Origin of the sequence: Bradyrhizobium quebecense (assembly GCF_013373795.3) — a bacterium.
In the GTDB taxonomy this organism is placed as follows: Bacteria; Pseudomonadota; Alphaproteobacteria; order Rhizobiales; family Xanthobacteraceae; genus Bradyrhizobium; species Bradyrhizobium quebecense.
Window position 1 is genome coordinate 934,038 of sequence record NZ_CP088022.1, and the last position, 26,533, is coordinate 960,570.

Genomic DNA, 26,533 nt, shown 5'->3' on the forward strand with positions numbered 1-26,533 from the left:
TGTCGCGCGGAATTGAGATTTTCGGCGGCCCCCGCGGCAGTAACATCCGAGATATCGCCCGGAGCATTGCCATGGGAATCGCGCCTGAACGCCTCGACATGCTCACAGCCCTGGCCCGCAAGGTGCTGTGGCTGTCGTCGTGGACTATCCATCACGCCAACCATGTGCGGCCCTCGACCGACGGACTGAAGGTCGGCGGCCATCAGGCCTCGTCGGCCTCGCTCGCCAACATCATGTCGGCGCTTTACTTCTCGGTGCTGCGCCCGCAGGACCGCGTCGCGGTGAAGCCGCATGCGAGCCCGGTTTTCCATGCGATCCAGTATCTGTTCGGCCATCAGACCCGCGACAAGCTGGAGAATTTTCGCGGCTACAAGGGCGCGCAGTCCTATCCGTCGCGCACCAAGGACACCGACGACGTCGACTTCTCCACCGGTTCGGTCGGCCTCGGCGTGGCGCAGACGCTGTTCGCCTCGCTGGTGCAGGACTACGTCAAGGCTCACGGCTGGCTGAAGGACCGGCCCGAGGGCCGCATGATCGCGCTGGTCGGCGACGCCGAGATGGACGAGGGCAACATCTTCGAGGCGCTGCTCGAGGGCTGGAAGCACGGTCTGCGCAACACCTGGTGGGTGGTCGACTATAACAGGCAGTCGCTCGACGCCGTGGTGCGCGAGGGACTGTGGGCCAAGTTCGAAACCATGTTCCGCAATTTCGGCTGGGACGTGGTGATCGTAAAATACGGCAAGCTGATGCTCGAGGCGTTTGCCGAGCCGGGCGGCGAGGCGCTGCGGCGCTGGATCGACAATTGCCCGAACCAGATGTACGCGGCGCTCTGCTTCCAGGGCGGCGCGGCGTTCCGCAAGCATCTGCGCGACGATATCGGCGACCAGGGCGACGTGTCGGCGCTGATCGATCGCCGCAGCGATGACGAGCTGCTGGCGCTGATGTCGAACCTCGGCGGCCACGACATGGCGAGCATGATCGAGGCCTTCGAGGCGATCGACCACGATCGTCCGGTGTGCTTCATCGCCTACACCATCAAGGGCGTCGGCCTGCCGATGCAGGGCCACAAGGACAACCACGCCGGCCTGATGACGGTGACGCAGATGGAGAAGTGGCGCGCCGCGCAGAACATCCGCACCGGCCACGAGTGGGACAAGTTCGAGGGCCTGTCTCAGGAGCCCGCGAAGCTCGAGGCGTTCCTGGCCGAGGCGCCGTTCAACCGCGAGGGACGCCGTCGTCTCTCGGCGCCTGAAATCGACGTGCCGGAGCGGCTGACCTTCAAGGCCTCCGCGCAGATGTCGACGCAGCAGGGCTTTGGCCTCGTGCTGCATGAGCTGGCGCGCGGCGACAGCGAGCTTGCATCGCGCATCGTCACCGTTTCGCCCGACGTCACGGTGTCGACCAATCTCGGTGCCTGGGTCAACCGCCGCGGCCTGTTTGCGAAGGCGGAGAACCACGACCTGTTCCGGCAGGAGAAGATCCCGTCAGCCTACACCTGGGAATATTCGCCGAAGGGCCAGCATCTCGAACTCGGCATCGCCGAGATGAACTTGTTCATCATGCTCTCGGCGCTCGGCCTGTCGCACCAAATCAACGGCGCGCGGCTGCTGCCGGTCGGCACGTTGTACGATCCCTTCATCGAGCGCGGCCTCGATGCCTTGAACTATGCCTGCTACCAGGACGCCCGTTTCATGGTGGCGGCGACGCCGTCGGGCATCTCGCTGGCGCCGGAAGGCGGCGCGCATCAGTCGATCAAGACGCCGCTGATCGGGATGGGGCAGGATGGCCTTGCCTCGTTCGATCCGGCCTTCGTCGATGAACTTGCCGTGATCATGGGCTGGGGGTTTGGCCACATGCAGCGCGAGGGTGCAGAGGGCGGTTCGGTTTACTTGCGACTCTCGACCCGGACGCTGGAGCAACCGCAGCGGATCATGACACCGGACCTGCAGCGCGACATCACCGATGGCGCCTACTGGATGCGCAAGCCGGGCCCGAACTGCGACATCGTTGTTGCGTATACCGGCACCGTCGCGCCGGAAGCGATCGAGGCGGTCGGCCTGATCGGCGAGAGCCACCGCGATGTCGGTCTCCTGGCGGTAACCTCCGCCGACCGGCTCTATGCGGGTTGGTCCGCCGCGCGGAATTTGCGCCGCGACCGCCGAGGCACGCAGCATTTGAGTCATATCGAGCGCATGCTGGCGCCGCTTGGTCGCGACTGCGGCATCGTGACCGTGATCGATGGCCATCCGGCCTCGCTCGGCTGGCTCGGCAGCGTGCGCGGCCATCGGGTCGAGGCGCTCGGCGTGGAGCATTTCGGCCAGACCGGGACGATCGGAGACCTCTACCGGCACTATGGCATCGACGCCAACGCCATCATCGATGCGGCGGAAAGCCTCTCGGTCGGCGCCCCGGTGCGGCATCGCAAGATGGCGGTGTAGTTTCACCCTCCAGGGGAGGGTGAAGAAGTCTTGTCACTCGCTTGCCTGCGACATTATATGCCGTGGGCGTGCACGAGCCGCGCCCCGCATATGGCGGGTTCAATTCGCCCTGCTTTCGTGCAAGGATGCCTGCCGAACGCTTTCCGTTCCCCTTATCCATACGCCCCCTACAAGAGGTTTCCGATGGTCAATCGTATGCAATTCTACATCGATGGCGCCTGGGTCGATCCGGTCGTCAATGGCAAGTCCACCCCCGTCGTCAATCCGGCGACCGAAGAAGCGATGTATGAGGTTGCACTCGGCTCCAAGGCCGATGTCGACAAGGCAGTTGCCGCCGCCAAGCGCGCGTTCGAGACCTATTCCCGGACCAGCCGCGAGGAGCGCATCGCGCTGCTCACCAAGATCGTCGAGGTCTACAAGGGCCGCATGAAGGAGATCGGCGCCGCCGTCTCCGACGAGATGGGTGCTCCGCTGCCGATGGCCGAAAAGCTCCAGGCCGGTGCCGGCCTCGGCCATCTCATGAACACCCTCGAAGTGCTCAAGAAGTACGAGTTCGAGGAGACCATGGGGACCGCCGTGATCGTGCGCGAGCCGGTCGGCGTCGTCGGCATGATCACGCCCTGGAACTGGCCGCTCAACCAGATCGCCTGCAAGGTCGCGCCCGCGCTCGCCGCCGGCTGCACCATGATCCTGAAGCCCTCGGAGTTCACCCCGACCTCGGCGCTGATCTTCGCGGAAATCCTCCATGAAGCCGGCGTGCCGAAGGGCGTGTTCAACCTCCTCAACGGCCTCGGCCCGGAGGTGGGTGCGGCGATGAGCGAGCACCCGGACATCGACATGATCTCGTTCACCGGCTCGACCCGCGCCGGTGTCGATGTCGCCAAGCGTGCTGCGCCGACCGTGAAGCGCGTCAGCCAGGAGCTCGGCGGCAAGTCGCCGAACGTGATCCTCGAGGGTGCTGACCTCACCAAGGCGGTGACCGGCGGCGTGATGCACATGTTCAACAACTCGGGCCAGTCCTGCAACGCGCCGTCGCGCATGATCGTGCCGCTCTCCAAGATGAAGGAAGTCGCCGCGATCGCGAAGGGCGTCGCCGACAAGACCAAGGCTGGCGATCCGCGTGCCGACGGCACCACCATCGGACCGGTCGTCAACCGCGGCCAGTGGGACAAGATCCAGGCGCTGATCCAGAAGGGCATCGACGAGGGCGCAACGCTCGTCGCCGGTGGCCCGGGCCTGCCCGAGGGCGTCAACAAGGGCTTCTATGTCCGCCCGACCATCTTCGCCGACGTCACCAACGACATGACGATCGCCCGCGAGGAAATCTTCGGACCAGTGCTGACCATCCTCGGCGCCAAGGACGAGGCTGAGGCGGTGAAGATCGCCAACGACACGCCCTATGGTCTCGCCGGTTACGTCTCGGCCGACACTGTGGAGACCGCGCGCCGCGTCGGCCGCCAGATCCGCGCCGGCAACGTCAACCTGCAGGGCGTGCCGAACGAGCGCTCCGCGCCGTTCGGTGGCTACAAGCAGTCCGGCAACGGCCGCGAGTGGGGCCGTTACGGTCTGGAAGAATATCTCGAGGCCAAGGCGGTCGCCGGCTACAACGCCGCGTAAGCCGAGCCACGAGAGACAAGATTCTGACGCCGGGGCGAACAACCGCTCCGGCGTCAGACGTTTGGAGGAGACTTTGTCCTCTTTGCCTTCTAACCGCCGAGCGCGCCTTGGGTGTTGACGTAGAGCGCATAGATCGACTGGCTGGCCGCCATGAACAGGCGGTTGCGCTTCAGTCCGCCGAAGCAGAGGTTGGCGCAGCGCTCCGGCAGCGCGATGCGGCCGATCATGACGCCGTCGGGCGCGAACACGACGACGCCGTCGAGCTCGGGATCGCCCATGCCCCAGCCGCACCACAGATTGCCGTCGATGTCGCAGCGCATGCCGTCGGGCGTGCCATGGCCGGCATCGATGAACACGCGCTTGTTCGCGATCGTCTTGCCGTCGGCGGAAACGTCATAGGCAAGGATCTTGCGGTTCGGCTCGCCGCGGGATTCCACGACATAGAGGATCTTCTCGCCCGGCGAGAAGCACAGTCCGTTCGGGCCGAGCACGCCCTCGGCGACGATGCTGGCCTTGCCGGTTTCGGGATCGAGCCGGTAGACGTTGGGCTCGATCTCCGGATCGGCTTTGTAGCCCTCGTAATTGCCGAGCAGGCCGAAGATCGGATCGGTGAACCAGATCGCGCCGTCGGATTTCACCACGACGTCGTTCGGCGAGTTCAGCCGCTTGCCACCGAAGGAATCGATCAGCACGGTGATCGATCCGTCATATTCGGTGCGCACCACGCGGCGCCCGCCATGCTCGCAGGTGATCAGCCGGCCCTGGCGATCGCGGGTGTTGCCGTTGGCGAAGTTCGACGGCTTGCGGAAGATGCTGACCGCGCCGGTCTCTTCTTCCCATTTGAGGATGCGCTGGTTCGGGATGTCGCTGCACAACAGATAGCGGCCGTCGCCGAACCACACCGGGCCTTCGGCCCAGCGCAGGCCGGTGGCGATGCGCTCAACGGCGGAGAGCTTCAGCCAGTATTTCTCGAAGCGCGGGTCGAGTGCGTGGATCGCGGGATCGGGATAGCAGGTCGCGGGACGCCAGCCGGCGGAATGAACATCGGACATTTGCTGTTCTCGTTGTTGTGTTTCGATGGTGTTTCCTTGAGCGCATGGTTTGCTATCATTGTCGGCCTGCGACCGCAATTCGGTCCAATGATCCCCTTGAGCAAACAGGAAAGACGAGGGACGGCATGCCACGCATATTGATGACCGGCGCATCGGGTGGAATCGGCACCAGCCTGCGCAAGCTGCTGCCGCCGATCTATCCGGATCTCCTGCTGAGCGACATCAAGAAGCCCTCCGATCTCGGCAGCAACGAAAAGTTCAAGGCGGCCGATCTCGCCGACCTCGCAGAGGTCGAGGCGATCTGCGAGGGCGTCGACGGCATCCTGCATTTCGGCGGCTATTCGGTCGAAGGTTCCTGGGATGCGATCCTGCAGGCCAACATCATCGGCTGCTACAATCTGTTCGAGGCGGCGCGCAAGCAGGGCGTCAAGCGCGTGATCTTCGCCTCATCCAATCACGCGGTCGGCTTTTACCCGCGCCATCACCGTATCGGCGCCGATGTCACCGCGCGGCCGGACAGCCGCTACGGTGTCAGCAAGGTGTTCGGCGAAGGCGTCGGCGCGCTCTATGCCGACAAGCACGGCATCAAGGTGACCTGCATCCGGATCGGCAATTTCGGCGAAGCGCCGCTCGATCACCGCAGGCTCTCGATCTGGCTCAAGCCGGAAGATCTGGTGCAGCTCTGCCGGATCGGGCTCGAACATCCCGACATTCATTTCGAGGTGCTGTATGGTGCGTCCCACAACGAGCGCTCGTGGTGGGACAATCACCGCGCCTACGATCTCGGCTATCGTCCGAGCGGTCGTGGCGAAGACTTCCGCGAGCACGCGATGGCCGAGCAGGCCAAGTTGCCGCGGGATCCCGTCGGCGATTATTACCAGGGCGGCACGTTCTGCAGCATGGAGTTCGACGGCGACAGGACGAGGGTGATCGACTGGAAGAAATGATCAGTCGTCGCATTGCGGCAGTTGCTTCACGGCCTCGGTGTGCTGGCGCTGCGGCTCGCTCGAGCTTTGCCCGGATGCGTTGGGTGCGCTGCCGGGCCCATCATAGGTCTGGGAGAAGTGGGCGAGCGGGAAATTGAGGCTGATCTTCTGCCCGGTCAGGTTCTTCGCTTCCACCACAATCGCTTGCGCGTGTTTCAGCCGATCGATCAGCTCGCCATTGGCCTCCAGCGTGCCGCCGCAACCGAGCGTGTAGCAGTGCGTCCTGGCGATCTGCATCGGTTCGTCCTGATCGATGCGGAGGCTGATCGTGCCTTCCAGCATGGTCCGCGTTCCGACATTCGCGGTAAGCAGTGCGCGCGTGCTGGTCTGCGGCGAGACGCTGATGGAGCCGCCAGACGGCGCGCACTGGCCGCGCGCGGCGGCAGCGACGAAGCAACTCGCCTCGGTCAGGCAGGTCTTGGTCCAGGGCTCATAGGTGAGCTCGGCCGCGCGCGGGTCGGTCGCGTTGGCAATTCCGCCAAGCGCGAGCTGCACGGCGATCGATCCTATCAACAAAGCCACGTAGCGCATCGCCGTCTCCTTCACGAGCAGGCCGCGTATCGCGCTATTGCGGCTTTTTGTCGTTGGAGATGCGGACGAGATAATCCGCCTTGCTGTACTGCATGTGATCGACGCAGAGTTGCGCCAGCGCCCAGCTGTCGCGGCCCCTCAAGAGCTCGATCATCAATTCGTGCTGGCGGCGCGACAATGCGAGGCCTTCGCTGTCGGCGAGGTTCTTGGCGCGCATCGGCAACGTCAGGTTCATGTAGTCCTGCAGCGAGTGGACGAGGTAGGGATTGCCGCAGGCCGAGAACAGCGCGAGGTGGAATGCATCGTTGGTTTCGTGAATGCCGCGCATGTCCTGCGCGTCGGCCTTGAGGCAGTAATGCCGTTGCAGCTCGCTCAATTGCTCGATCAGGCTGACCGGCGCGGGCAGGGCGATCATCAGTGCGGCCTGGCGCGTCAGCATCTCACGCACCTCGTAGATTTGCCGCACTTCCTCGGCCGAATAGAACCGCACCGTGGCGCCGACATTCTTCTCGCGCAGCACGATGCCCTGGCGTTCGAGCTGGAACAGCGCCTGGCGGACGAAATGCCGGCTCGCGCCGTAGCGCTGCATCAGGGTATCCTCGACCAGCCGCAGGCCGGGCGCGAAGCGGCCGAAGATGATGTCCTCCTCCAGCCGGCGGATCACTTCCGCCTGTTCCTCCTCTCGCGAGGGGGCCTGGAGTTCGGGCAAGGCGGGCTCGGCTTTCATGCGCTCTCGGCTTCGGTTCGGTGCCTGAGGTCAGCATGACGTCATGGCCATTGTCAATAATGGGGGCGATTTTGCCGCAGGCCAACTGGGCTTCTCCGCCAGATTATCTCATATTGACAATAATTCCTGCTGCTCCTTAAGTGCGGCCAACGAACACACGGGAAGAGAAGAAAATGGCCGACGGACTTCGCAAGGGACTGACCAGCTATGGCGACGCCGGCTTCTCGCTGTTCCTGCGCAAGGCGTTCATCAAGGCGATGGGCTATTCGGACGATGCGCTCAATCGCCCGATCGTCGGTATCACCAACACCTACAGCGACTACAATCCCTGCCACGGCAACGTTCCGCAGATCATCGAAGCGGTGAAGCGCGGTGTGATGCTGTCGGGTGCGATGCCGTTCGTGTTCCCGACCATCTCGATCGCCGAGAGTTTTGCGCATCCGACCTCGATGTACCTGCGCAACCTGATGGCGATGGATACCGAGGAGATGATCCGCGCCCAGCCGATGGATGCGGTGATCGTGATCGGCGGCTGCGACAAGACCCTGCCGGCACAGATCATGGCCGCCATCAGCGCCGATCTGCCGACGGTGGTGATCCCGGTCGGGCCGATGGTGGTCGGCCATCACAAGGGCGAGGTGCTGGGAGCCTGTACCGATTGCCGCCGGCTGTGGGGCAAGTATCGCGCCGGCGAGATCGACGATGTCGAGATCGAGGCCGTGAACGGCCGTCTCGCGCCGTCGGTCGGCACCTGCATGGTGATGGGCACGGCTTCCACCATGGCCTGCATCACCGAAGCGCTCGGCCTGTCGCTGCCGATGAGCGCGACGATCCCGGCGCCGCATGCCGAGCGCTTCCGCTCCGCGGAGGCCAGCGGACGCGTCGCCGCCGAAATGGCGAAGACCAAGGGGCCGAAGCCGAGCGAGATCCTGACGCCGTCGTCGTTCCGCAACGCCCAGGTCGTATTGCAGGCGATCGGCGGCTCGACCAACGGGCTCATTCATCTCACGGCGATTGCCAACCGCTCGCCTTACAAGATCGATCTCGAGGCGTTCGACAAGCTTGGCCGCGAAGTGCCGGTGCTGGTCGACCTCAAGCCGTCGGGCGAACACTACATGGAGCATTTCCATCATGCCGGTGGCGTGCCGAAGCTGATGGCGCAGCTCGGCGACCTCATCGACCTCGATGCCAGGACCATCACCGGTCAGACCTTGCGCGAGGTTGTGGCCGGCGCGGAGGACGTGCCGGGGCAGGATGCAATCCGCTCCAAGGCGAACCCGATCAAGTCCGAGGGCGCGATGGCGATCCTGCACGGCAATCTCGCGCCGCGCGGTGCTGTCATCAAGCAGTCGGCGGCGAGCCCAAAGCTCTTGCAGCACACCGGCCGTGCCGTGGTGTTCGAGTCGGTTGAGGACATGACGCTGCGCGTCGACGATCCCGAGCTCGACGTGACCGCCGACGACGTGCTGGTGCTACGCAACGCCGGCCCGAAGGGGGCCCCCGGCATGCCGGAGGCGGGCTATCTGCCGATCCCGAAGAAGCTTGCGCGCACCGGCGTGAAGGACATGGTCCGCATCTCCGATGCGCGGATGAGCGGCACTGCGTTCGGCACGATCGTGCTGCACATCACGCCGGAGTCCGCCGTCGGCGGTCCGCTGGGTCTAGTGCAGAACGGCGACATGATCCGGCTCGATGTCGCCAAGCGCAGCATCGATCTCCTGGTCGACGAGGCCGAACTGCAGAAGCGCCGCGCCGCGCTCGCCCCTGCCGGCACGCCGGACTGGGCCAACCGCGGTTACGCGCATCTCTTCAATGAAACGATCCTGCAGGCCGACGAGGGCTGCGATTTCGACTTCATGCGCGCCAAGGGGAAGTAGCGAGCGCCGTTCGGCGCAATTGCCGAATTATCGATAATTCGAGTGACGCAGTACGTGATTGCGCCTGTGGGCGTTCAACTGTCTCTGTTTTATTGACAATCCCGTCGGACTGGTGGGATGATCGCGTCAATCAAAAACAGGGGGAACGTCGCGATGGGCTATTCAGCCAGGATCGTCGGGATCGCCATGGCCGCGGCAGCGTTGCTGCTGCCGGCGTGCGTCGGCGCGCAGGAGGTCAAGCACTTCCGCTTCGCCTACGACCAGCCACGCAACACTGGCTATTCGGTCGCCGGCGATCTGTTCGCCGAGAAGCTCAAGGAATTGAGCAAGGGAACGATGATCGTCGACCAATATCCCGGCGCGCAGCTCGGCCAGGAGCCGCAGCTGCTGCAGCTCGTGAAATCAGGCGATATCGAGTTCGCGATCGTCTCCTCCGCCAACACGGCGACGATCTCGCCGCAGGCCGGCGTGATGTCGCTGCACTTCCTGTTCCGCAACGACGCCCATGTGATCAAGGCGCTGGCGGACCCGCAGGTGTTCGACGCCATCAGGACGATGATCGACGAGACCGCGCAGGGCCTGCATGTGATCGGCACCGGTTCGCAGGGCGTGCGCCACATCTACAGCAAGAGGGAAATCCACAACGTCGGCGACCTAAAGGGCGTGAAGGTGCGGGTGCAGGCGACCGCGACCGAGGACACCATGTTCCCGGCCTATGGCGCGCAGACGGTGCATATGCCGTTCGGCAGCGTCTACACCTCGCTGCAGACCGGCGTGGTCGACGCCGCCGAGAACAGCATCAACGTCTATCTCGTCAACAAGCACTATGAGGTCGCGCCCGTGCTGTCGATCACCGAGCACGAGGCCAACAATGCCCTGCTGTTCGTCTCCGACAAGCTGTGGCAGAGCCTCTCCGCCGAGCAGAAGCAATGGGTGCAGGCCGCCGCCAACGAGGTCAGCGCCAAAGAGCCGCAGAAAGCCTTCGAGCTGGAGCGGAATGCGCTGACCAAGCTGAAGTCGTTCGGCGTCAAGGTGGTCGATGACGTGGACAAGAAGAGCTTCACCGCGATCGCCGATCCCTATCTCGACAAGCTCGCCAAGGAGCTCGGCCCGCACGCGGAGAAGATCAAGAACCTGATCCGCGCCATCAACTAGTCCGCTTCATGCGTCGTCCCGGCGAAAGCCGGGACCCATACGCCGCGGCCTATCAAGCTAGGCGATTGGGCTGCTGCCGTTCTGCAACCAACTCGAGCCGGGGGTAATGGGTCCCGGCCTTCGCTGGGACGACGGGGAAATTTGAGCCATGGCCATCGCCGACAGACTGGTGCTGCAACGGCAGCGGCATCTGAAATGGCGGGCGCTGGATCGGCTCGAGCTGATCCTGATGATGCTGTGCGGCCTGTTGTGCTTCGGTTTCTCGCTCTCGGTGACCGCCGACATCGCCACGCGCACCATCGGTCATCCCTGGCTGTGGCTGCAGGAGGTGACCTCGACGCTGTTCATCTACGCGATCTTCATTGGCGCCGCGGTCGCGACCAGGCGCAACGACCATCTCTATCTCACCGCGCTCTCGGAGGCGATGCATGGCAGGTCGCGGCTGGTCGTCGAGGTCGTCATCCGACTGGTGGTGCTGGGCGTTGCTTTTTGCCTGGTCTGGTACGGTTATCAAAATTACCTTCGCGGCTTCGGCAGTTTCCGGCTGCCGTCCGGTACGCCGATCGCATCGCTCTATGCGGTGATTCCACTGTCCGGCATCCTGATCGGCCTGTTCACGGTCGAGCAGCTCGTCAACGGCATCCGCAACGGATTTGAGCATCCGGAGCCGCCGGACGAGGATCTTGCGATTCCCGCGATCAACACCAGTGCGACCACGGGAGTGCAGCCGTGAGCGCACCGGTCGTGCTGGTGTTGATGTCGTCCTGCTTCCTGTTCTTCGGTTATCTCGGCGTGCCGGTGCCGTTCTCGCTGATGGCGGGCGTATTCGTCGGCGCAATGCTGTCGGATGTATCGCTCGCCGCGATCATCCAGAAGATCTTTGACGGCGTCGATTCCGAGGCGCTGCTGGCGATCCCGTTCTTCCTGCTGGTCGGCGAGCTCATGAGCTCGGCGAATGTCGTGGTCCGCATTGCCAACCTGTCGGTCTCGCTGGTCGGTCATATCAGGGGCGGGCTGTCGCAGGTCGTCGTCGTGTTCAGCATGTTCTTCTCGGAAATGTCGGGCTCGACCACCGCCGATGTCGCTGTGATGAGCAGGGCGCTCGGCGGGCCGATGCGGCGGGAGGGCTATGAGCCGGCCTTCATCGCCGCGATCATCGCCTCGGCCTCGACGATCGCGGCGCTGGTGCCGCCGAGCATCACGGCCGTGGTCTATGGCGCGGTCGGCAACGTCTCGATCGCCGGCCTGTTCATGGCTGGGGTGGTTCCCGGGCTGATGATCGGCTTCGGGCTCATGATCTATTGCTATTTCTTCGGCCCGTCGGGCCTGCGCAAGCCGCGAGCGCCGCTGCGCCAGATCGCGTTCGCCGCCGGTGACGCCGCGCTGCCGCTGATGATCCCGGTGATCCTGCTCGGCGGCATCCTGACCGGCTGGTTCACGCCGACCGAGGCCGGCGTGGTGGCGGTCGCCTACATCATCCTCGTCGTGATCCCGGCGCTGAACCGCGGGCACTTGAAAAAGATCCCGTATGACTTCTGCCTGGCCGGTCTGATCTTCTCGCTGCCGCTGATCACGATCGGCGCGGCGAACGCATTCGGCTGGATGCTGGCCTATCTGCGCGGCGCCATCTACATCGCCGACTGGATCACTTCGATCGCGGGCAACGATCCGCACCTCATCATGCTGCTGATGGTGCTGCTGTTCACCGTGGTCGGCGACTTCATCGAGCCGGTGCCGACCATCATCATCTTCATGCCGCTGGTGAACGCGCTGACCCAGGCGGGGGACATCAATGGCGTGCATATGGGCGTCGTGCTGATCGCGACACTAGCCTTCGGCCTGATCACACCGCCCTACGGGCTCGTGCTGCTGATGGCCTCGAAGTTCGTCGGCATCAGCTTTGCAAAAGCGTTGCGGGCGGCGCTGCCGATCTACGTCGTGTTCCTGGTCACGATCTGCTTCACGATCTATTTCCCGAAGGTCGTGCTGTGGCTGCCCAAGCAGGTGATCCCGGAATCGGTCGGTTGCTTCAAGGCACCCGGCGGCACCGGATACATCTGCCCGAACTAGCCCACCCTCTACTTCGACTTGCTGGTGAACTTCTTCACCGCGACGCGGAAATCGTCGGTATGCATCGACGTGATGATCTTGTGTTCCTCGGCATCGAGCTGCTGCTTGGTCGGCGTGGTGGCGGCCTGATAGACCAGCGACTTGGTCCCAGCGATCGCGGCCGGCGGATTTTTCGCCAGGCGCTCGGCGAGCTGCCGGGTGGCCGCCTTCAGCTCGGCCGCGGGGACGGTCTTGACGACCAGTCCCCATTCATAGGCTTGCTGCGCGGTGAAGCCATCCTCGGCGAGGAAAATCTGCAGCGCGCGACGTGTCCCGACGGTGCCGGCGATGCCGACCGTGCTGCCGCCGTCCGGCGATACGCCGATCTTGGCATAGGCGGGCGTGAAACGGGCATCCTCCGCGGCGATGCACAGGTCAGTCACGAAGGCGAGGCCCATGCCGGCGCCGGCTGCCGACCCGTGCACGCTGGACAGCACGATCTTCGGCATCCGCCGAACCGTCTCGATGAAGGCGTGATAGTGGTGAAGCATCTCGCCGACCACGGGCGCGATGTTGTTGGCTTGGGTCGCAGCACCGATGGTCTGCAGATCGCCGCCGGCGCAGAAGGCGCGGCCTTCGCCCTCGATGACCAGCACGCGGATGTCCTTGTTGGCTTCGACCTCGGCGCCGAGCTGCTCGAGCTTTTTGGCGATCGTCATGTCGATCGCGTTGAACGCGGCCGGCCGGTTCAGCGTGATGGTCGCGATGGCGCCGTCGATGCGGAGCAAAGCGGGGTCATTGGGGGAGGCGGGATCGGGCATTTTGAAGACCTTGGGCTTGTTATTTCCGGACATTTAAGGCCTTGGCGGGAGCTGTGGCAATCCGGCAGGGGCTCGGAGGGGGCTTTTCGGGTGGCCAGATTTGCCGGAGACCCCCTTGCATCAGCGCGAGCCATGGGGCCAAATAGCGCGCGCCTTCGGTACGCAGACACGAGCGCTGTGGTGACGGGGCACGCAAGCTAACATCGACAAGAGGAAACGGCATGGGTCACTCCTGCTCGCGCGTATTTGGGTTGTTCCGATGACAGGCTCGGTCATCATCGTCGGCGCCGGACATGCCGGCTTCCAGCTCGCGGCGTCGTTGCGCCAGGCCGGCTTCGCCGAGCGCATCGCCCTGATCAATGACGAGGGCCATTTGCCGTACCAGCGGCCGCCTTTGTCGAAGGCCTACCTGAAGGGGACCGGCGGGCCCGAAACCCTGATGTTCCGGCCCGACAAGTTCTACCAGGACAACAAGATCGAGCTGATCACCGATCACGCCCATGCGGTCGACCGCAACGCGCGGAAGGTGGCGCTCGCCTCCGGCACGTCGCTCGACTACGGCCATCTGGTGTTCGCGACCGGTGCGCGGAACCGGCTGCTCGATATTCCCAACGCAAAGCTCGACGCCGTCCGCTACCTGCGTATCCTCGACGAGAGCCAGGCGCTGCGCGATTTGCTCGCACCCGGCATGCGCGTCGTCGTGATCGGCGCGGGCTTCATCGGGCTCGAATTCGCGGCCACCGCGCGGGCCAAGGGTCTCGAGGTCGACGTGGTCGAGCTCGCCTCGCGCGTGATGGCTCGCGCGGTGACTGCGGAGATCTCCGAGTTCTCGCAGTCGCGCCACGGCGCGGCCGGCATCCGGATCCACCTCGGGGTGCAGGTCACGGCGATCGAGGCCGATGGCGCCAAGGTCACCGGCGTCAGCCTGAGCAACGGCACGCACATCCCGGCCGATCTCGTCGTGGTCGGCGTCGGCGTGCTGCCGAATGTCGAGCTCGCCGCGGAGGCCGGCCTGCCGGTCGCATCCGGCATCATCGTCGACGAGCATCTTTCGACTGCCGATCCGAATGTCTCCGCGATCGGCGATTGCGCGCTCTACACCAGCAAGCGCTTCGGCGGGTCGCTGCGGCTGGAGTCGGTGCAGAACGCGACCGACCATGCGCGCTGCGTAGCGTCACGGCTGACCGGCAAGACCGAGGTCTATGACGGCCTGCCGTGGTTCTGGAGCGACCAGGGCCCCGACAAGCTGCAGATGGCGGGTCTCACCACCGGGTACGATCGCGTCGTGGTGCGCGGCGACCGCGCGCAGGGGGCGTTCTCTGCGTTCTGCTATCGTGGCGACAGGCTGCTCGGCATCGAGTCGGTCAATCGCGCCGGCGATCACATGTTCGGCCGCCGGCTGCTCGGCGCGGGTGGCTCGATCACACCGGAGCAGGCGGCGGATGCGAGCTTTGATTTGAAGAGTGCGCTGGCGCAAATGTAAGCGTGGTCCCGGCGAAAGCCGGGACCATACTCCGCGGCGGTCATTGGCGGAGCCGTACGCAGTTACTACGCGCGTGCCCCAAATTGTAGCCGGTGGTTATGGGTCCCGGCTCCGTGCGCAATCGCGCACTCGGCCGGGACGACCCGGGGAGAGAATAGCAGTCACCTCGCGCGCCGTCGGCATCGACGGCGCGGCCCCCATCCGTTGCACGCAGATCGAGGCGGCAATGTTGGCGTAAGCCAGCGTGTCGCCAAGCGGCTTGCCGATGGCGAGCTGCGAGGCGAGGGCGCCGACGAAGCAATCGCCGGCGCCTGTGGTGTCGACGGCCTTGACCTCGCGTCCCGGCACGAGCAGCGGTTGGTCCTCGACCAGCGCCAGCACGCCGCGCTTGCCGAGCGTGACGCAGACGATCTTGCCACGCCCCAAGGTCCGTGCCGCCTCGGCGAAGCGGGACGGGTCGTCGCTGTCGCGCAGCTCCGCTCCCGTGAGCAGGCCAAGCTCGGTCTCGTTGAGGATCAGGACGTCGACGAGATCGAGTAGCGCCTTGTCGGCCTGTTTCGCCGGCGCCGGATTGAGGATGGTGGTGGCACCGGCGGCGCGGGCGCGGCTGAAGAATGCGGCGATCGTCGGCAGCGGGATCTCGAATTGGCTGACCGCGACGTCACCCTTCGCAAGCACGGGGGCTGCGACATCATCGGCATCGACCAGCCCGTTGGCGCCCGGCACGACGACGATAGTGTTGTCGGCATTGGCAAGCGTGATGATCGCCGTGCCTGAATGCGTGCCGGCGGTGTCCTTGACGAAAGTGAGATCGACGCCCTGCGCGGCAAGGAAGGTTCGCAGCTCCTTGCCGAACGCATCGGTGCCGAGCCGGCCGACCAGCGTGGTCGGCACGCCCTGCTTGGCCGATGCTACCGCCTGGTTGGCGCCCTTGCCGCCAGGAAAATACAGCACGGCCTCGCCGGCGACGGTCTCGCCGATCCGCGGATGGCGCTCGGCGGTCGCCACCACGTCCATATTGATGCTGCCGGCGACGAAGACGCGCCCCATGCCCAACCCCACTCCGTCCTGTCAGACCGCGGCGCCGAACTCCTGCTTGACTGCCTCGATGTCGGCGAGCGTCGGCAGGCCGGCCTCGTTGCCGAGCTTCTGGATCTTGTAGGTCGACGCAGCGCGCGCGAACTCGAAATGCTCATGCCAGGCTTTGCCGGGATTGGCGAGATAGGAATAGATGTAGGCGCCATGGAAGACGTCGCCGGCGCCGTTGGTGTCGATCACGCGCTTGCGCGGAATCGGCAGTGCCGGCAGCGTTTGCACCGTGCCCGCCTCGTCGTACCAGAGCAGGCCGCGCTCACCCATGGTGATGCCGCCGACCCGGCAGCCGCGGCTCTTGAGATAGTCGAGCATCTGCTCCGGCGTCTTGTCCATCTGCTCGCACAGTCGTTCGGCGACGATCGCGACGTCGATGAATGCGAGCAGCTCGTGGGTGTTGGTGCGCAGGCCGCCGCCGTCGAGCGAGGTCAGGATACCGTCCTCACGGCAGAGCTTCGCATAATGGATCGCGGCGTCCGGCTGGTGGCCGTCGATGTGCAGCGCGCGGCAGCCCTTGATATTCAGCAGCGGAAAGGGGTGGATGTGCTGGTCGTCGCGGCAGCGGACGATGGCGCGCTTGCCGTCGTTGGGCATGATGAAGGACAGCGAGGAGGAGTTCACCTTGCGGGGATGGAACGAGATGCCGTACCTGTCGGCCATGTCCCAGAACATCCGTCCCAGCCAGTCATTGGCCATGGTGGCGATCAGGTCCGGTTCGATGCCGAGCTTGGCGCAGCAGAACGCCGCGGTCACCGCGTTGCCGCCGAACGACACCGCATAGGCGTCCGCAACGTGCTTCTCGTCGCCGACAGGCATGTGATCCGTGATGAAGGTGACGTCGATATAGGTCTGTCCAATGAAGAGAGCCTGCATTCGCTTCCCGTGATCGCTTGGTGTGGTCCCGGCCGAACATCAGACTAGCACCGCTGATCGGCCGATATCGCTGAAATTATTCGCAACCCTGCTTGGTTTACAGGTAGAGATGATGGATGTGCCGGCCTGTTCTGGTATGCCGCATAACGGCCGGCGGCAGGCCGCGGTTCCGGGATTCGAAGGAGAAGCACAATGACGGCAGATTCAGGGAGGCCAGAGCCATGATTACCGGTCTCGATCATGTCGTCGTCCTCACGAGCGACATTGCTGCCGCCAGCGCCGCCTATGAGGCGCTGTTCGCGAGAGCGCCGGCCTGGCGCAACAGCGGCGACGGCGCCGACCGCGTGCTGTTCACGCTCGACAACACGACGCTGGAATTGATGGCGCCTCGCGGCGATGACGATGCCGCCCAGCGCGTCCGCAGTGCGCTCGTCACACAAGGCGAGGGGCTTGCAAGCCTCTGCTTCCGCACGAGCGATATCGCCAGGACACACCGCAGGCTCGAGCGGCTGACCCTGAAGCCCGAGCCCGTCGCCGAGGTCGAGAGCCGCGATGAGACCAGCGGCGCCACGCTGTCGTGGAAGCGCACGCGCGCGGCGACAGATGCGACGCGGGGGGTGCGCATGTTCTTCCTGGAGCGGGCGCAGGAGCGGCCTCTGTCGGTGCGCACCACGCCGGCCTCGATCACCGCGATGGATCATGTGGTGGTCTCGACCGCCGACTCGGAGCGAGCGGCCGCACTCTACGGCGCGCGGCTCGGGCTCGACATGGCGCTCGACCGGTCGCATCCCGAGTGGGGCCGGCTGATGTTCTTCCGCTGCGGTGACCTCGTGGTAGAGGTCACGCACCGGCCGGGCAAGGAAAACAAGGCGGAGACGGACGCGCCGGACCGGCTGCGCGGCATCTGCTGGCGCGTCACCGATATCGATGCTACGCGCGCGCGGCTGGTTGCCGCCGGCGTCTCGGAGATTCGCACCGGCCGCAAGCCCGGCACGCGCGTGATGACGGTGCGCAACGGCACGTGCGGCGTGCCGACGCTCCTGGTGCAGCCCTCGCAGGGAAAGCCAGACTAGGCCGCGTTTCATGCGCGCGTCGTCACGACAGCGTGCACCGCGGGCATTTCCTTGGTCGTTCCGGGGCGTGCGTAGCACGAGCCCGGAATCCATCGAGCCACATGTTCTGCGGATGAATGGATTCCGGGCTCGCGCCAAGGGACGCGCCCTCAGGTGCGCAATTGCGCACCGGGGAATGACGAAAGCTGTCGCTGCGAGAAATATTCCCGCATGGCCGTCACGACAACATTCGTTCTCAAACGCCGCGCGTCATGCTACATTCATCAATTCAGCATCACGGGCGATCGATTTGGCCAAAGCAAAGCGGATACAGAGATGGCAGCGTGACCCCCAGGGGATGCGGCTGCGGATTCTCGAGGCGGCCAAGCAGGAATTCGCCGCCCATGGCCTCGCCGGCGCGCGGGTCGACCGCATCGCAGCCAATGCCGACGCCAACAAGCGCATGCTGTACTACCACGTCGGCAATAAGGAGGATCTCTATCTCGAGGTGCTTGAGGGTGCCTACGAGAAGATCCGCGCCGAGGAGCGCACGCTCGATCTCGAGCATCTCGACCCGCCCGAGGCGATCGCGCGCCTGATCCACTTCACCTGGAACTATTTTCTGCGCAATCCCGAGTTCCTGGCGTTGCTGAACACGGAAAACCTCGCCAAGGCAAAGCACCTGAAGCGCTCGACCAAGGTCAAGTCGATGCACTCGCCCTTTGTCGAGATGATCCGCACCGTGGTGACGCGCGGGGTCGAGAGCGGCGATTTCCGCGACGCAGTCGATCCAGTGCAACTCTATATCTCGATCGCCGGGATGGCGTTCTTTTATCTCTCCAACAGCGCCACGCTGAGCGTGATCTTCGGCCGCGACCTGCTCAAGAAGGACGCCCGCGACGAGCGGCTCGAGCACATGACCGCGCTGGTGCTGGCGGCGCTGACCGGCAAGTCCACCGCAGCGTTTGGCGCGATGCCGGTGCGGCACGCCGCGGAACACCGCGTGGTTTAAGTTCCCGAGCTCGCCACGACCGTCATTGCGAGGAGCAGAGCGACGAAGCAATCCATGCCGCAACACGCGGAGGAAATGGATTGCTTCGCTCCGCTCGCAATGACGCCGTAGCCCGGACGGAGCCATCGGGCGCGCGTTCGCGCGACCCGTTGGCTTCATCCGGACTACCGACCATCAAAAATCTCGCCTGACGAAAGTAGCGTGTTTCGGCGTGATTTTGCCGCGCGTCAGGGGCTGGACAGTATTTATCCAACGGGTTAATTTCTACACGAACGAGAGAGACTAGAAGGGAGCGTGACGTGGCGGAGGCAAAAAGCCCTTCGGGCGTGTCGAAGGTGCTGAATGCGGCGTGGGTACGTCCGTTCCTGTTCCTGGTGGTCATTGTGGTGGCCTGGGACCTCGCGATCCGGCTGTTCCACATCCCGGCCTATCAGATCCCGTCGCCCGGCGACGTCGTCGCGGTGCTGTGGAGCGACTGGCCGGAGTTGCTGCGGCAGTCCTGGCCGACCACCTATGCGACGATCTGCGGTTTCCTGCTCTCGGCACTGTTCGGCATTCCCACAGCGATGCTGATCGCGGGCTCGAAGACGGTCGAGAGCTACGTCTATCCGCTCTTGGTGTTCTCCCAATCGGTGCCGAAGATCGCGATCGCGCCGCTGTTCGTGGTGTGGTTCGGCTTCGGCATCATCCCCAAGGTGATTTCCGCATTCCTGCTCGGCTTCTTCCCCGTCGTGGTCTCGGCGGTGCAGGGCTTCAAGTCGGTCGATCCCGACATGGTCGACCTGGCGCGCGCGATGCAAGGCAGCCGCTTCAAGGTGTTCTGCGCGGTCAACCTGCCGCACGCGATGCCTGCGATCTTCTCCGGCCTGAAGGTGTCGGTGACGCTCGCCGTGGTCGGCGCGGTGGTGGGCGAGTTCGTCGGCTCCAATTCCGGCATCGGCTACGTGATGCAGCGCTCGATCGGCACCTTCGATTTGCCGACGATGTTCGCCGCGCTGGTGATCCTGGCGCTGCTCGGCGTCATCCTGTTCTGGATCGTCGACCGCATCGAGCGGCTGGTGATCCCCTGGCACGTCAGCCAGCGCGACGACATCATCTTCGCGTCCTAGCGCAGCAACCGGACAAGCGGCCCACACAAGGACCGCGGTACCATAAAGGGAGAACAACCATGAAGCGTTTGATTGCGGTCGCCGGCGCCGCATTGGCCTGGACCGCGCTTGCGGTGGCGCCCGTGTCCGCGGCCGACAAGGTCTTGCTGATGTTGAACTGGTACGTCTATGGCGAGCACGCGCCGTTCTATTACGGCAAGGCCAAGGGCATCTATGCCACTGAGGGCATCGACCTCGAGATCCAGGAAGGCCGCGGCTCGGCCGCGACCACGCAGGCGGTGGCGGCCAAGACCGCCGATTTCGGCTATGTCGACGTGCCCACGATGATGCGCGCCGCGGTGAAGGGCGCGCCTGTCATCGCAACCGGCGTGCTGCTGCAGACCAGCCCGATGTCGGCGATGAGCTTCGTCGACAAGAACATCAGGAAGCCGGAGGACATCAAGGGCAAGACGGTCGCGATCACGCCGGCGGATTCGATGACGCAGATCTGGCCGCTGTTCCTGAAGAAGACCGGGCTGAGGGAAAGCGACTTCCAGACCGTTGCCGGCGACGGCCAGACCAAGCTCAACGCCGTCATCAACGGCCAGGCCGATCTGCTGCTCGGCTACGTCATGGACCAGTCGATGAAGATCAAGGATGCCACCGGCAAGGACGTCTATCCGATCAAGTTCGCCGACTACGGCATCAACATGGTGTCGTCGGGCATCATCGCGAACTCGGACTATGTGAAGGCCAATGCCGACCTCGTCCGCCGCTTCATGTCGGCGACCACCAAGGCGGTGGAAGCCGCGGAGAAAGAGCCGAAGGCGGCCGCGCAGTCGATCCTTGACGCCAACCCGAAGGGCGGCAAGATCGACACGCTGACGCAGGGTTTTGAGCTGACGATCCCGCTCTATCGCACGTCGGAGACCAAGACCAAGCGGCCGTTCCAGGTCACCGATCAGAACATGACGGAGTCGGTCAATCTGATGGTCGAATATGGCGGCCTCGACGCCAAGGCCAAGGCCAATCCGAAGGCGTTCTACACCAACGACTATCTGCCGAAGGGTAATTCATAAGCCATGAAATCGGCGATCAAGAGCGCTGCCGAGCAGCCCGCCGCGCATCTGCGCCTGGTATCAGACCGCGCGGCCGGTGCCACGCCGGGCATCAAGCTGTCGGGCGTATCGAAGACCTACCGTTCGCGCGACGGCGACGTGCCGTCGCTGCGGCCACTCGATTTCACCATCAATGACGGCGAGTTCTTTGTCGTGGTCGGGCCCTCCGGCTGCGGCAAGTCCACGCTGCTCAAGATGATTTCGGGTTTGTTGCCGCCGACGACGGGTGAGGTGCTGGTCGACGGCGAGCCCGTGACCAGGCCGCACGGCAATGTCGGCATCGTGTTCCAGAATGCCCTGCTGCTGCCGTGGCGCAACATCCTTTCCAACGTGATGCTGCCGATCGACATGAAGCAGCTGCCGCGGGACAAGTATCTTGCCCGCGCCAAGGCGCTGCTGAAGCTGGTCGGGCTCGAGGGTTTCGAGAAGAAGCTACCCTGGCAGCTGTCCGGCGGCATGCAGCAACGCGCCTCGATCTGCCGCGCGCTGGTGCATGATCCGAAGATCATGCTGATGGACGAGCCGTTCGGCGCGCTCGACGCCATGACGCGCGAGCGGATGAATGTCGAGCTGATGCGCATCCAGCGCGAGACCGGCAAGACCGTGCTGTTGATCACGCACTCGATTCCCGAGGCCGTGTTCCTCGCCGACCGGGTGCTTGTCATGACCGAGCGGCCCGGCGCGATCGCCGCGATCTATGACGTGCCGATGCCGCGGCCGCGCTCGCTCGAGACGATGTCCGATCCCGTCTTCACCGAGCTGGTGCAACGGATCCGGAAGCATTTCTTCACGCAGGGGTCGCTGGACTAACACCCGAGTCTCCAATGCCGCTTCGCCTCAAAGTCAACGATATCGCCTTCTTCGAACGGCCGCTGGTGTTCGCCCGGCCGTTCCGCTTCGGCGCCGTGACGATCACCGCGTCGACGCAGTTGTTCGTGCGGGTCGAGATCGAGGTGGAAGGCAAGGGCCGCGCCACCGGCGCCAGCGCCGAAATGCTGGCGCCGAAATGGTTCGACAAGCGGCCGCATCTGACCGAGGCGCAGTCGCTCGACGGCCTGCGCCGTTCGCTTGCGATTGCCCGCGAGCTCTATCTGGCGAACTGGAGTTTTGAGACCGCGTTCGGGTTGCATGCTTTGTGTATCGGCCCGCAGGTTGCGGCCTGCGCTGCGGAGGACATTCCACCGCTCGCCGCCGGCTTTGGCCCGGCCGAGATCGACAAGGCGATCCTGGATGCGCTGTTGCGCGCGGCCGGCGCGAACGTCTTTGATGGCATGACCGGCAATATCGCTGGCATCGACGCACGGCTGACGCCCGATCTCGACGACGCGGCCGTCGCGCGGTTCGTTGCGACCCGCAAGCGGCTCGATCGTGTCGCCGTCAGGCATACGGTCGGGATGGACGACAAGGTTGAAGGCGAGGGCGGCGTCGCCGACGCAGGCGAGAATGCCGGTGCGCGCTATTTCAAGCTCAAGCTGAACGGCGATCCCGCCCATGACGCGGCGCGGCTGGCGCGGATCGGCAGCGAGCTCGCAAGGCTGCCTTACGCCACTAAAGTCACGCTCGATGCCAACGAGCAGTATGCCGACCTCGCCGCACTGGGCGCGCTGGTCGACCGGCTCGACCACGATGCGGCGCTTGAACCGATCGCGGCAAACCTGCTCTACATCGAGCAGCCGATGCCGCGCGACATCACCAAAGCCTCGCCGCTCGGGGCATTGGGCGCGCGCAGCTTCATCATCGACGAGGCCGACGATTCCTACGATGCGTTCCCGGAGGCGCGGGCGCTCGGCTATCGCGGCATCTCCTCGAAATCGTGCAAGGGCATCTACAAGTCGATCATCAATGCGACCCGCGCGGCGGCGTGGAGTGTCGATGGCGACCACTATTTCATCAGCGGCGAGGACCTGACCTGTCAGGCCGGGCTCGGCGTGCAGCAGGATCTCGCGCTCGGGGCGCTGATCGGCGTCACCCATGCCGAACGCAATGGACATCATTACGTCGACGGCTTTGCCGACACCCCGGCCGATGAGGCCGAGGCTTTCCTCACCGCGCATCCGGATCTCTACAGGCGCGCGGGCGGCAAGGTCCGCCTCGCGATCCATGACGGCGATCTCCTGACCGGATCGATCGCCACTGCGCCGGGCTTTGCCAGTTCTATCCATCCGGACTGGTCCACCATGCAGCCGCTCAAGCGGCCGACACAACGTGTTTCGCAGGAGCAGACAGCATGACGACCAAACGCCTCGGCCTGATCATGAACGGTATTACGGGCCGGATGGGTCTCAACCAACATCTGATCCGCTCGATCGTTGCGATCCGCGAGCAGGGCGGCGTGCTGCTCGCGAACGGCGACCGCATCATGCCCGATCCGATCCTGGTCGGCCGCGATGCCGAGAAGGTCGCTAGCCTGGCCAAGCGCTTCAACATCGAGCGCCACGCCACCGATCTCGATCGCGCGCTGGCCGACAAAGACGACACCGTGTTCTTCGACGCAGCAACGACGCAGGCGCGGCCTTCGCTGCTGACCAAGGCGATCAATGCCGGCAAGCATGTCTATTGCGAGAAGCCGATCGCGACCAATCTCGAAGAAGCCGTTGCGGTCGTGAAGCTCGCCAATGCCAAGGGGCTCAAGCACGGCACGGTGCAGGACAAGCTATTCCTGCCCGGCCTGAAGAAGCTCGCCTTCCTGCGCGATTCCGGCTTCTTCGGCCGCATGCTCTCGGTGCGCGGCGAATTCGGCTATTGGGTGTTCGAGGGAGGCTGGCAGGAGGCACAACGGCCGTCCTGGAACTACCGCGCCGAGGATGGCGGCGGCATCATTCTGGATATGGTCTGCCACTGGCGCTACGTGCTCGACAATCTCTTTGGCGAAGTCGAGAGCGTGATCTGCATCGGGACGACAGATATCCCCGAGCGCTATGACGAGAAGGGGAAGCAGTACCACGCGACCGCCGACGATTCCGCCTACGCCACCTTCAAGTTGAAAGGCGGCGTGATCGCCCATATCAACATGAGCTGGGTGACGCGGGTCTATCGCGACGATCTCGTCACCTTCCAGGTCGACGGCACCCATGGCTCGGCGGTGGCGGGCCTGACAGACTGCATGATCCAGGCACGTCAGGCGACGCCGCGGCCGGTGTGGAATCCGGACGAGAAGCGCATGCACGATTTCTACGCCGACTGGCAGAAGCTCCCCGAGAACGTCGTCTACGACAACGGCTTCAAGGAGCAGTGGGAGATGTTCATCCGCCACGTCTGCGAGGATGCGCCCTACAAATACACGCTGCTCGAGGGCGCCAAGGGCGTGCAGCTCGCCGAATGCGCGCTGAAGAGCTGGAAGGAGCGACGCTGGATCGACGTCGCGCCGATCGTGGTCTGAGAAGGGGCTTTGTCATGAACAAGCCGGTCCTGCCGATATCGTCGCTGTCGCTGAAGCTGCCGACCGCCGATGGCGGTCTCGAGACCTATCGCCTGGCGGCGTCGCGGACGTTTCCGGCGAAGCTCGAGGGCACGTTGAACCGCGTCGCGTTCTCTGCCGCCCATGTGGTCGCCAATCCGCGCGCCGACGTCGATCCCTGGCTGACGGCCGCGATCGACTGGGACAAGACGATCGCGTTCCGCGAGCACGTCTGGGACCTCGGCCTTGGCGTTGCCGAGGCGATGGATACCGCCCAGCGTGGCATGGGCCTCGATTGGGCGACCTCCCTTGAATTGATCCAGCGCTCGGTGAGAGCGGCGAAGGCAAAAGGCAACGCGCTGGTGTTCTCCGGCGCCGGCACCGACCATCTCGCGGTGGAGGACGCCAGGTCGATCGACGACGTGATCCGCGCCTATGAGGAGCAGATCGCGGCGGTCGAGAAAGCGGGGGGACGCATCATCCTGATGGCCTCGCGCGCGCTGGCAAAACTTGGCAGGAATGCGGACGATTACGCGGAGGTCTATGATCGCGTGCTGTCGCAGGTCCGTGAGCCCGTGATCATTCACTGGCTCGGCGACATGTTCGATCCGGCTCTGTCGGGCTACTGGGGCACGGCCGATCTCGACGAGGCGATGGATATTGCGGTTGCGATCATCAACGCCAATGTCGCCAAGGTCGATGGCGTCAAGGTCTCGCTGCTCGACAAGCAGCGCGAGATCGATATGCGGCGGCGGCTCGATCCGCGCGTGAAGATGTACACCGGCGACGACTTCAATTATGCCGAACTGATCGCCGGCGACGACAAGGGATTTTCGCACGCGCTGCTCGGAATCTTCGACGCGATTGCGCCGGCGGCGTCCTATGCGCTGTCGCGGTTGGCCGACGGCGACGAGGCCGGCTTCCACGACGTGCTGGGGCCAACGGTGCCGCTGTCGCGCCACATCTTCAAGGCGCCGACCCGCTTCTACAAGACCGGCATCGTGTTCATGGCTTACCTCAACGGTCACCAGGATCATTTCACGATGGTCGGCGGGCAGGAGAGCGCGCGCTCGACCCTGCATCTCGGCGAGTTGTTCCGGCTCGCCGACCGGGCGGGACTGCTCGCCGATCCGGAGCTAGCGACGCGCCGAATGGCGGCGATCATGGCCACGCGGGGCGTTGACGCCTGATGCGTGATTTTTCCAACGACCATCGCTGGCTGTCGCTGAACACGGCGACCGTCCGCAAGCAGGGCGATCTCATCGCCATCATTGAGGCCTGCGTACGCCACGGCATCCGCGCCATCGATCCCTGGCGCGAGCAGGTTGCCGCCGTCGGCCTCGATCGTGCCGTGCGCGCGATCAAGGACGCCGGGCTCGATCTCTCAGGCTATTGCCGCGGCGGCATGTTCACGGCTGACAGCGCGCATCGCAGCGAGGCGCGCGACGACAACCGACGGGCGGTCGACGAGGCGGCAGCGCTCGGCGCTCCCTGCATCGTGCTCGTGGTCGGCGGCCTGCCGCAATATTCGCGGCCGGGCAGCGCTGCGTCCAAGGATATCGCGGCGGCACGGTCGCAGGTGCATGACGGCATCGCCGAGATGCTGGAGTATGCAAAACAGGCTAAACTGCCGCTCGCGATCGAACCGTTGCATCCGGCCTATGCCGCCGACCGCGCCTGTGTGAACACCACGAAGCACGCGCTCGACATCTGCGATGCGCTCGATCCCGGCCGCACCGGTGCGATCGGCGTTGCGCTCGACGTCTATCACATCTGGTGGGATCCCGAACTCAAGAGCCAGATCGCGCGCGCCGGCAAGGATCGCCTGCTCGCGTTCCACGTCTGCGACTGGCTGGTGCCGACCAAGGATATCCTCAACGATCGCGGCATGATGGGCGATGGCGTCATCGACATCAAATCCGTCCGCGCGATGGTCGAAGCGCAGGGCTTCGCCGGCTATTCGGAGATCGAGGTATTCTCGAATGACTGGTGGACGAAGCCAATGGATGCGGTCCTGACGACCTGCATCGAACGGCACCGCTCGGTGGTCTGACCCAACCACCGGTTCGGTGGACAAGGCGAAGCGCGCCCGTTATTCCGGAGCTGTCGGTGTGAACGGCACTGGAGGCCGTTGAACTCCGCGGTCCGGACCTTCGGAGCACGAC

At 64.6% G+C, this 26,533-nt stretch carries 23 protein-coding genes; 17 read left to right on the forward strand and 6 right to left on the reverse strand.

Annotated elements, in window-relative coordinates:
- Window positions 1-71: 71 nt before the first annotated feature.
- Together HU230_RS04460 and HU230_RS04465 are read left to right on the forward strand one after the other, a co-directional pair.
- Complete coding sequence (locus HU230_RS04460; protein ID WP_176532740.1) at window positions 72-2,438, forward strand: transketolase; 2,367 nt, start codon at window positions 72-74, stop codon at window positions 2,436-2,438.
- A gap of 183 nt (window positions 2,439-2,621) precedes the next feature.
- The gene (locus tag HU230_RS04465; RefSeq protein ID WP_176532739.1) at window positions 2,622-4,055 is read left to right on the forward strand and encodes an aldehyde dehydrogenase family protein; all 1,434 of its coding nucleotides are present in this window, start codon (window positions 2,622-2,624) and stop codon (window positions 4,053-4,055) included.
- Between the two features lie 89 nt (window positions 4,056-4,144).
- Here the strand turns inward: HU230_RS04465 and HU230_RS04470 are convergent, their stop codons facing one another.
- Window positions 4,145-5,107 carry an SMP-30/gluconolactonase/LRE family protein gene (locus HU230_RS04470; RefSeq protein ID WP_176532738.1) on the reverse strand — a complete coding sequence of 321 codons (963 nt, stop codon included), beginning with the start codon at window positions 5,105-5,107 and terminating at the stop codon, window positions 4,145-4,147.
- A 125-nt stretch (window positions 5,108-5,232) separates the two neighbouring features.
- Here HU230_RS04470 and HU230_RS04475 point away from each other — a divergent pair, with 125 nt between their 5' ends.
- Entirely contained in the window at window positions 5,233-6,054 is an 822-nt protein-coding gene (locus tag HU230_RS04475) for an NAD-dependent epimerase/dehydratase family protein (protein ID WP_176532737.1), read from the forward strand.
- On the opposite strand, the gene HU230_RS04480 is transcribed toward HU230_RS04475, so the two are convergent.
- Window positions 6,055-6,624 (reverse strand): invasion associated locus B family protein, encoded by a 570-nt coding sequence (locus HU230_RS04480; RefSeq protein ID WP_176532736.1) that lies wholly within the window; start codon window positions 6,622-6,624, stop codon window positions 6,055-6,057.
- 34 nt (window positions 6,625-6,658) lie between these two features.
- Window positions 6,659-7,351, reverse strand: coding sequence for a GntR family transcriptional regulator (locus HU230_RS04485; RefSeq protein ID WP_176532735.1), 693 nt, complete (start codon window positions 7,349-7,351; stop codon window positions 6,659-6,661).
- 173 nt (window positions 7,352-7,524) lie between these two features.
- On the opposite strand from HU230_RS04485, the gene HU230_RS04490 reads away from it, so the two are divergent.
- The 4 genes from HU230_RS04490 (at window position 7,525) to HU230_RS04505 (ending at window position 12,453) form a co-directional block, all read left to right on the forward strand.
- Window positions 7,525-9,228, forward strand: a complete 1,704-nt coding sequence (locus tag HU230_RS04490) for an IlvD/Edd family dehydratase (protein WP_176532734.1) — start codon at window positions 7,525-7,527, stop codon at window positions 9,226-9,228.
- Between the two features lie 186 nt (window positions 9,229-9,414).
- Complete coding sequence (locus tag HU230_RS04495; RefSeq protein WP_224944099.1) at window positions 9,415-10,383, forward strand: TRAP transporter substrate-binding protein; 969 nt, start codon at window positions 9,415-9,417, stop codon at window positions 10,381-10,383.
- A gap of 148 nt (window positions 10,384-10,531) precedes the next feature.
- Window positions 10,532-11,116 carry a TRAP transporter small permease gene (locus tag HU230_RS04500; protein WP_176532732.1) on the forward strand — a complete coding sequence of 195 codons (585 nt, stop codon included), beginning with the start codon at window positions 10,532-10,534 and terminating at the stop codon, window positions 11,114-11,116.
- The gene (locus tag HU230_RS04505; RefSeq protein ID WP_176532731.1) at window positions 11,113-12,453 is read left to right on the forward strand and encodes a TRAP transporter large permease; all 1,341 of its coding nucleotides are present in this window, start codon (window positions 11,113-11,115) and stop codon (window positions 12,451-12,453) included. The genes HU230_RS04500 and HU230_RS04505 overlap by 4 nt, the downstream gene beginning before the upstream one ends.
- Before the next feature lie 8 nt (window positions 12,454-12,461).
- Here HU230_RS04505 and HU230_RS04510 read toward each other — a convergent pair whose 3' ends face one another.
- Window positions 12,462-13,253, reverse strand: coding sequence for an enoyl-CoA hydratase/isomerase family protein (locus HU230_RS04510; RefSeq protein WP_176535146.1), 792 nt, complete (start codon window positions 13,251-13,253; stop codon window positions 12,462-12,464).
- Window positions 13,254-13,512: 259 nt separating this feature from the next.
- Between HU230_RS04510 and HU230_RS04515 the strand changes: the two genes are divergently transcribed.
- The gene (locus HU230_RS04515) at window positions 13,513-14,736 is read left to right on the forward strand and encodes an NAD(P)/FAD-dependent oxidoreductase (protein WP_176532730.1); all 1,224 of its coding nucleotides are present in this window, start codon (window positions 13,513-13,515) and stop codon (window positions 14,734-14,736) included.
- A gap of 96 nt (window positions 14,737-14,832) precedes the next feature.
- On the opposite strand, the gene HU230_RS04520 is transcribed toward HU230_RS04515, so the two are convergent.
- Window positions 14,833-15,786: a ribokinase gene (locus tag HU230_RS04520; protein WP_176532729.1), complete on the reverse strand. Its 954-nt coding sequence runs from the start codon at window positions 15,784-15,786 to the stop codon at window positions 14,833-14,835.
- A 21-nt stretch (window positions 15,787-15,807) separates the two neighbouring features.
- A complete protein-coding gene (locus HU230_RS04525) occupies window positions 15,808-16,701 on the reverse strand; it encodes a sugar kinase (RefSeq protein ID WP_176532728.1) in 894 nt (297 codons plus the stop codon).
- A 221-nt stretch (window positions 16,702-16,922) separates the two neighbouring features.
- Here HU230_RS04525 and HU230_RS04530 point away from each other — a divergent pair, with 221 nt between their 5' ends.
- The 9 genes from HU230_RS04530 to HU230_RS04570 all read left to right on the forward strand — a co-directional run bounded on the left by HU230_RS04530 (window position 16,923) and on the right by HU230_RS04570 (window position 26,421).
- On the forward strand, window positions 16,923-17,774 hold the full coding sequence (locus tag HU230_RS04530) for a VOC family protein (RefSeq protein ID WP_176532727.1): 852 nt from the start codon (window positions 16,923-16,925) through the stop codon (window positions 17,772-17,774).
- Between the two features lie 337 nt (window positions 17,775-18,111).
- Entirely contained in the window at window positions 18,112-18,765 is a 654-nt protein-coding gene (locus HU230_RS04535; protein WP_224924315.1) for a TetR/AcrR family transcriptional regulator, read from the forward strand.
- 299 nt (window positions 18,766-19,064) lie between these two features.
- Window positions 19,065-19,874: an ABC transporter permease gene (locus HU230_RS04540; RefSeq protein ID WP_092124973.1), complete on the forward strand. Its 810-nt coding sequence runs from the start codon at window positions 19,065-19,067 to the stop codon at window positions 19,872-19,874.
- Window positions 19,875-19,933: 59 nt separating this feature from the next.
- On the forward strand, window positions 19,934-20,932 hold the full coding sequence (locus HU230_RS04545) for an ABC transporter substrate-binding protein (RefSeq protein WP_176532725.1): 999 nt from the start codon (window positions 19,934-19,936) through the stop codon (window positions 20,930-20,932).
- Window positions 20,933-20,935: 3 nt separating this feature from the next.
- Window positions 20,936-21,781 carry an ABC transporter ATP-binding protein gene (locus tag HU230_RS04550; protein ID WP_176532724.1) on the forward strand — a complete coding sequence of 282 codons (846 nt, stop codon included), beginning with the start codon at window positions 20,936-20,938 and terminating at the stop codon, window positions 21,779-21,781.
- 14 nt (window positions 21,782-21,795) lie between these two features.
- Window positions 21,796-23,202: an enolase-like domain-containing protein gene (locus tag HU230_RS04555; protein ID WP_176532723.1), complete on the forward strand. Its 1,407-nt coding sequence runs from the start codon at window positions 21,796-21,798 to the stop codon at window positions 23,200-23,202.
- Window positions 23,199-24,350 (forward strand): Gfo/Idh/MocA family protein, encoded by a 1,152-nt coding sequence (locus HU230_RS04560; protein WP_176532722.1) that lies wholly within the window; start codon window positions 23,199-23,201, stop codon window positions 24,348-24,350. The genes HU230_RS04555 and HU230_RS04560 overlap by 4 nt, the downstream gene beginning before the upstream one ends.
- A gap of 14 nt (window positions 24,351-24,364) precedes the next feature.
- The gene (locus HU230_RS04565) at window positions 24,365-25,558 is read left to right on the forward strand and encodes a dihydrodipicolinate synthase family protein (protein ID WP_176532721.1); all 1,194 of its coding nucleotides are present in this window, start codon (window positions 24,365-24,367) and stop codon (window positions 25,556-25,558) included.
- Window positions 25,558-26,421 carry a sugar phosphate isomerase/epimerase family protein gene (locus HU230_RS04570; RefSeq protein ID WP_176532720.1) on the forward strand — a complete coding sequence of 288 codons (864 nt, stop codon included), beginning with the start codon at window positions 25,558-25,560 and terminating at the stop codon, window positions 26,419-26,421. The genes HU230_RS04565 and HU230_RS04570 overlap by 1 nt, the downstream gene beginning before the upstream one ends.
- Window positions 26,422-26,533: the final 112 nt, after the last annotated feature.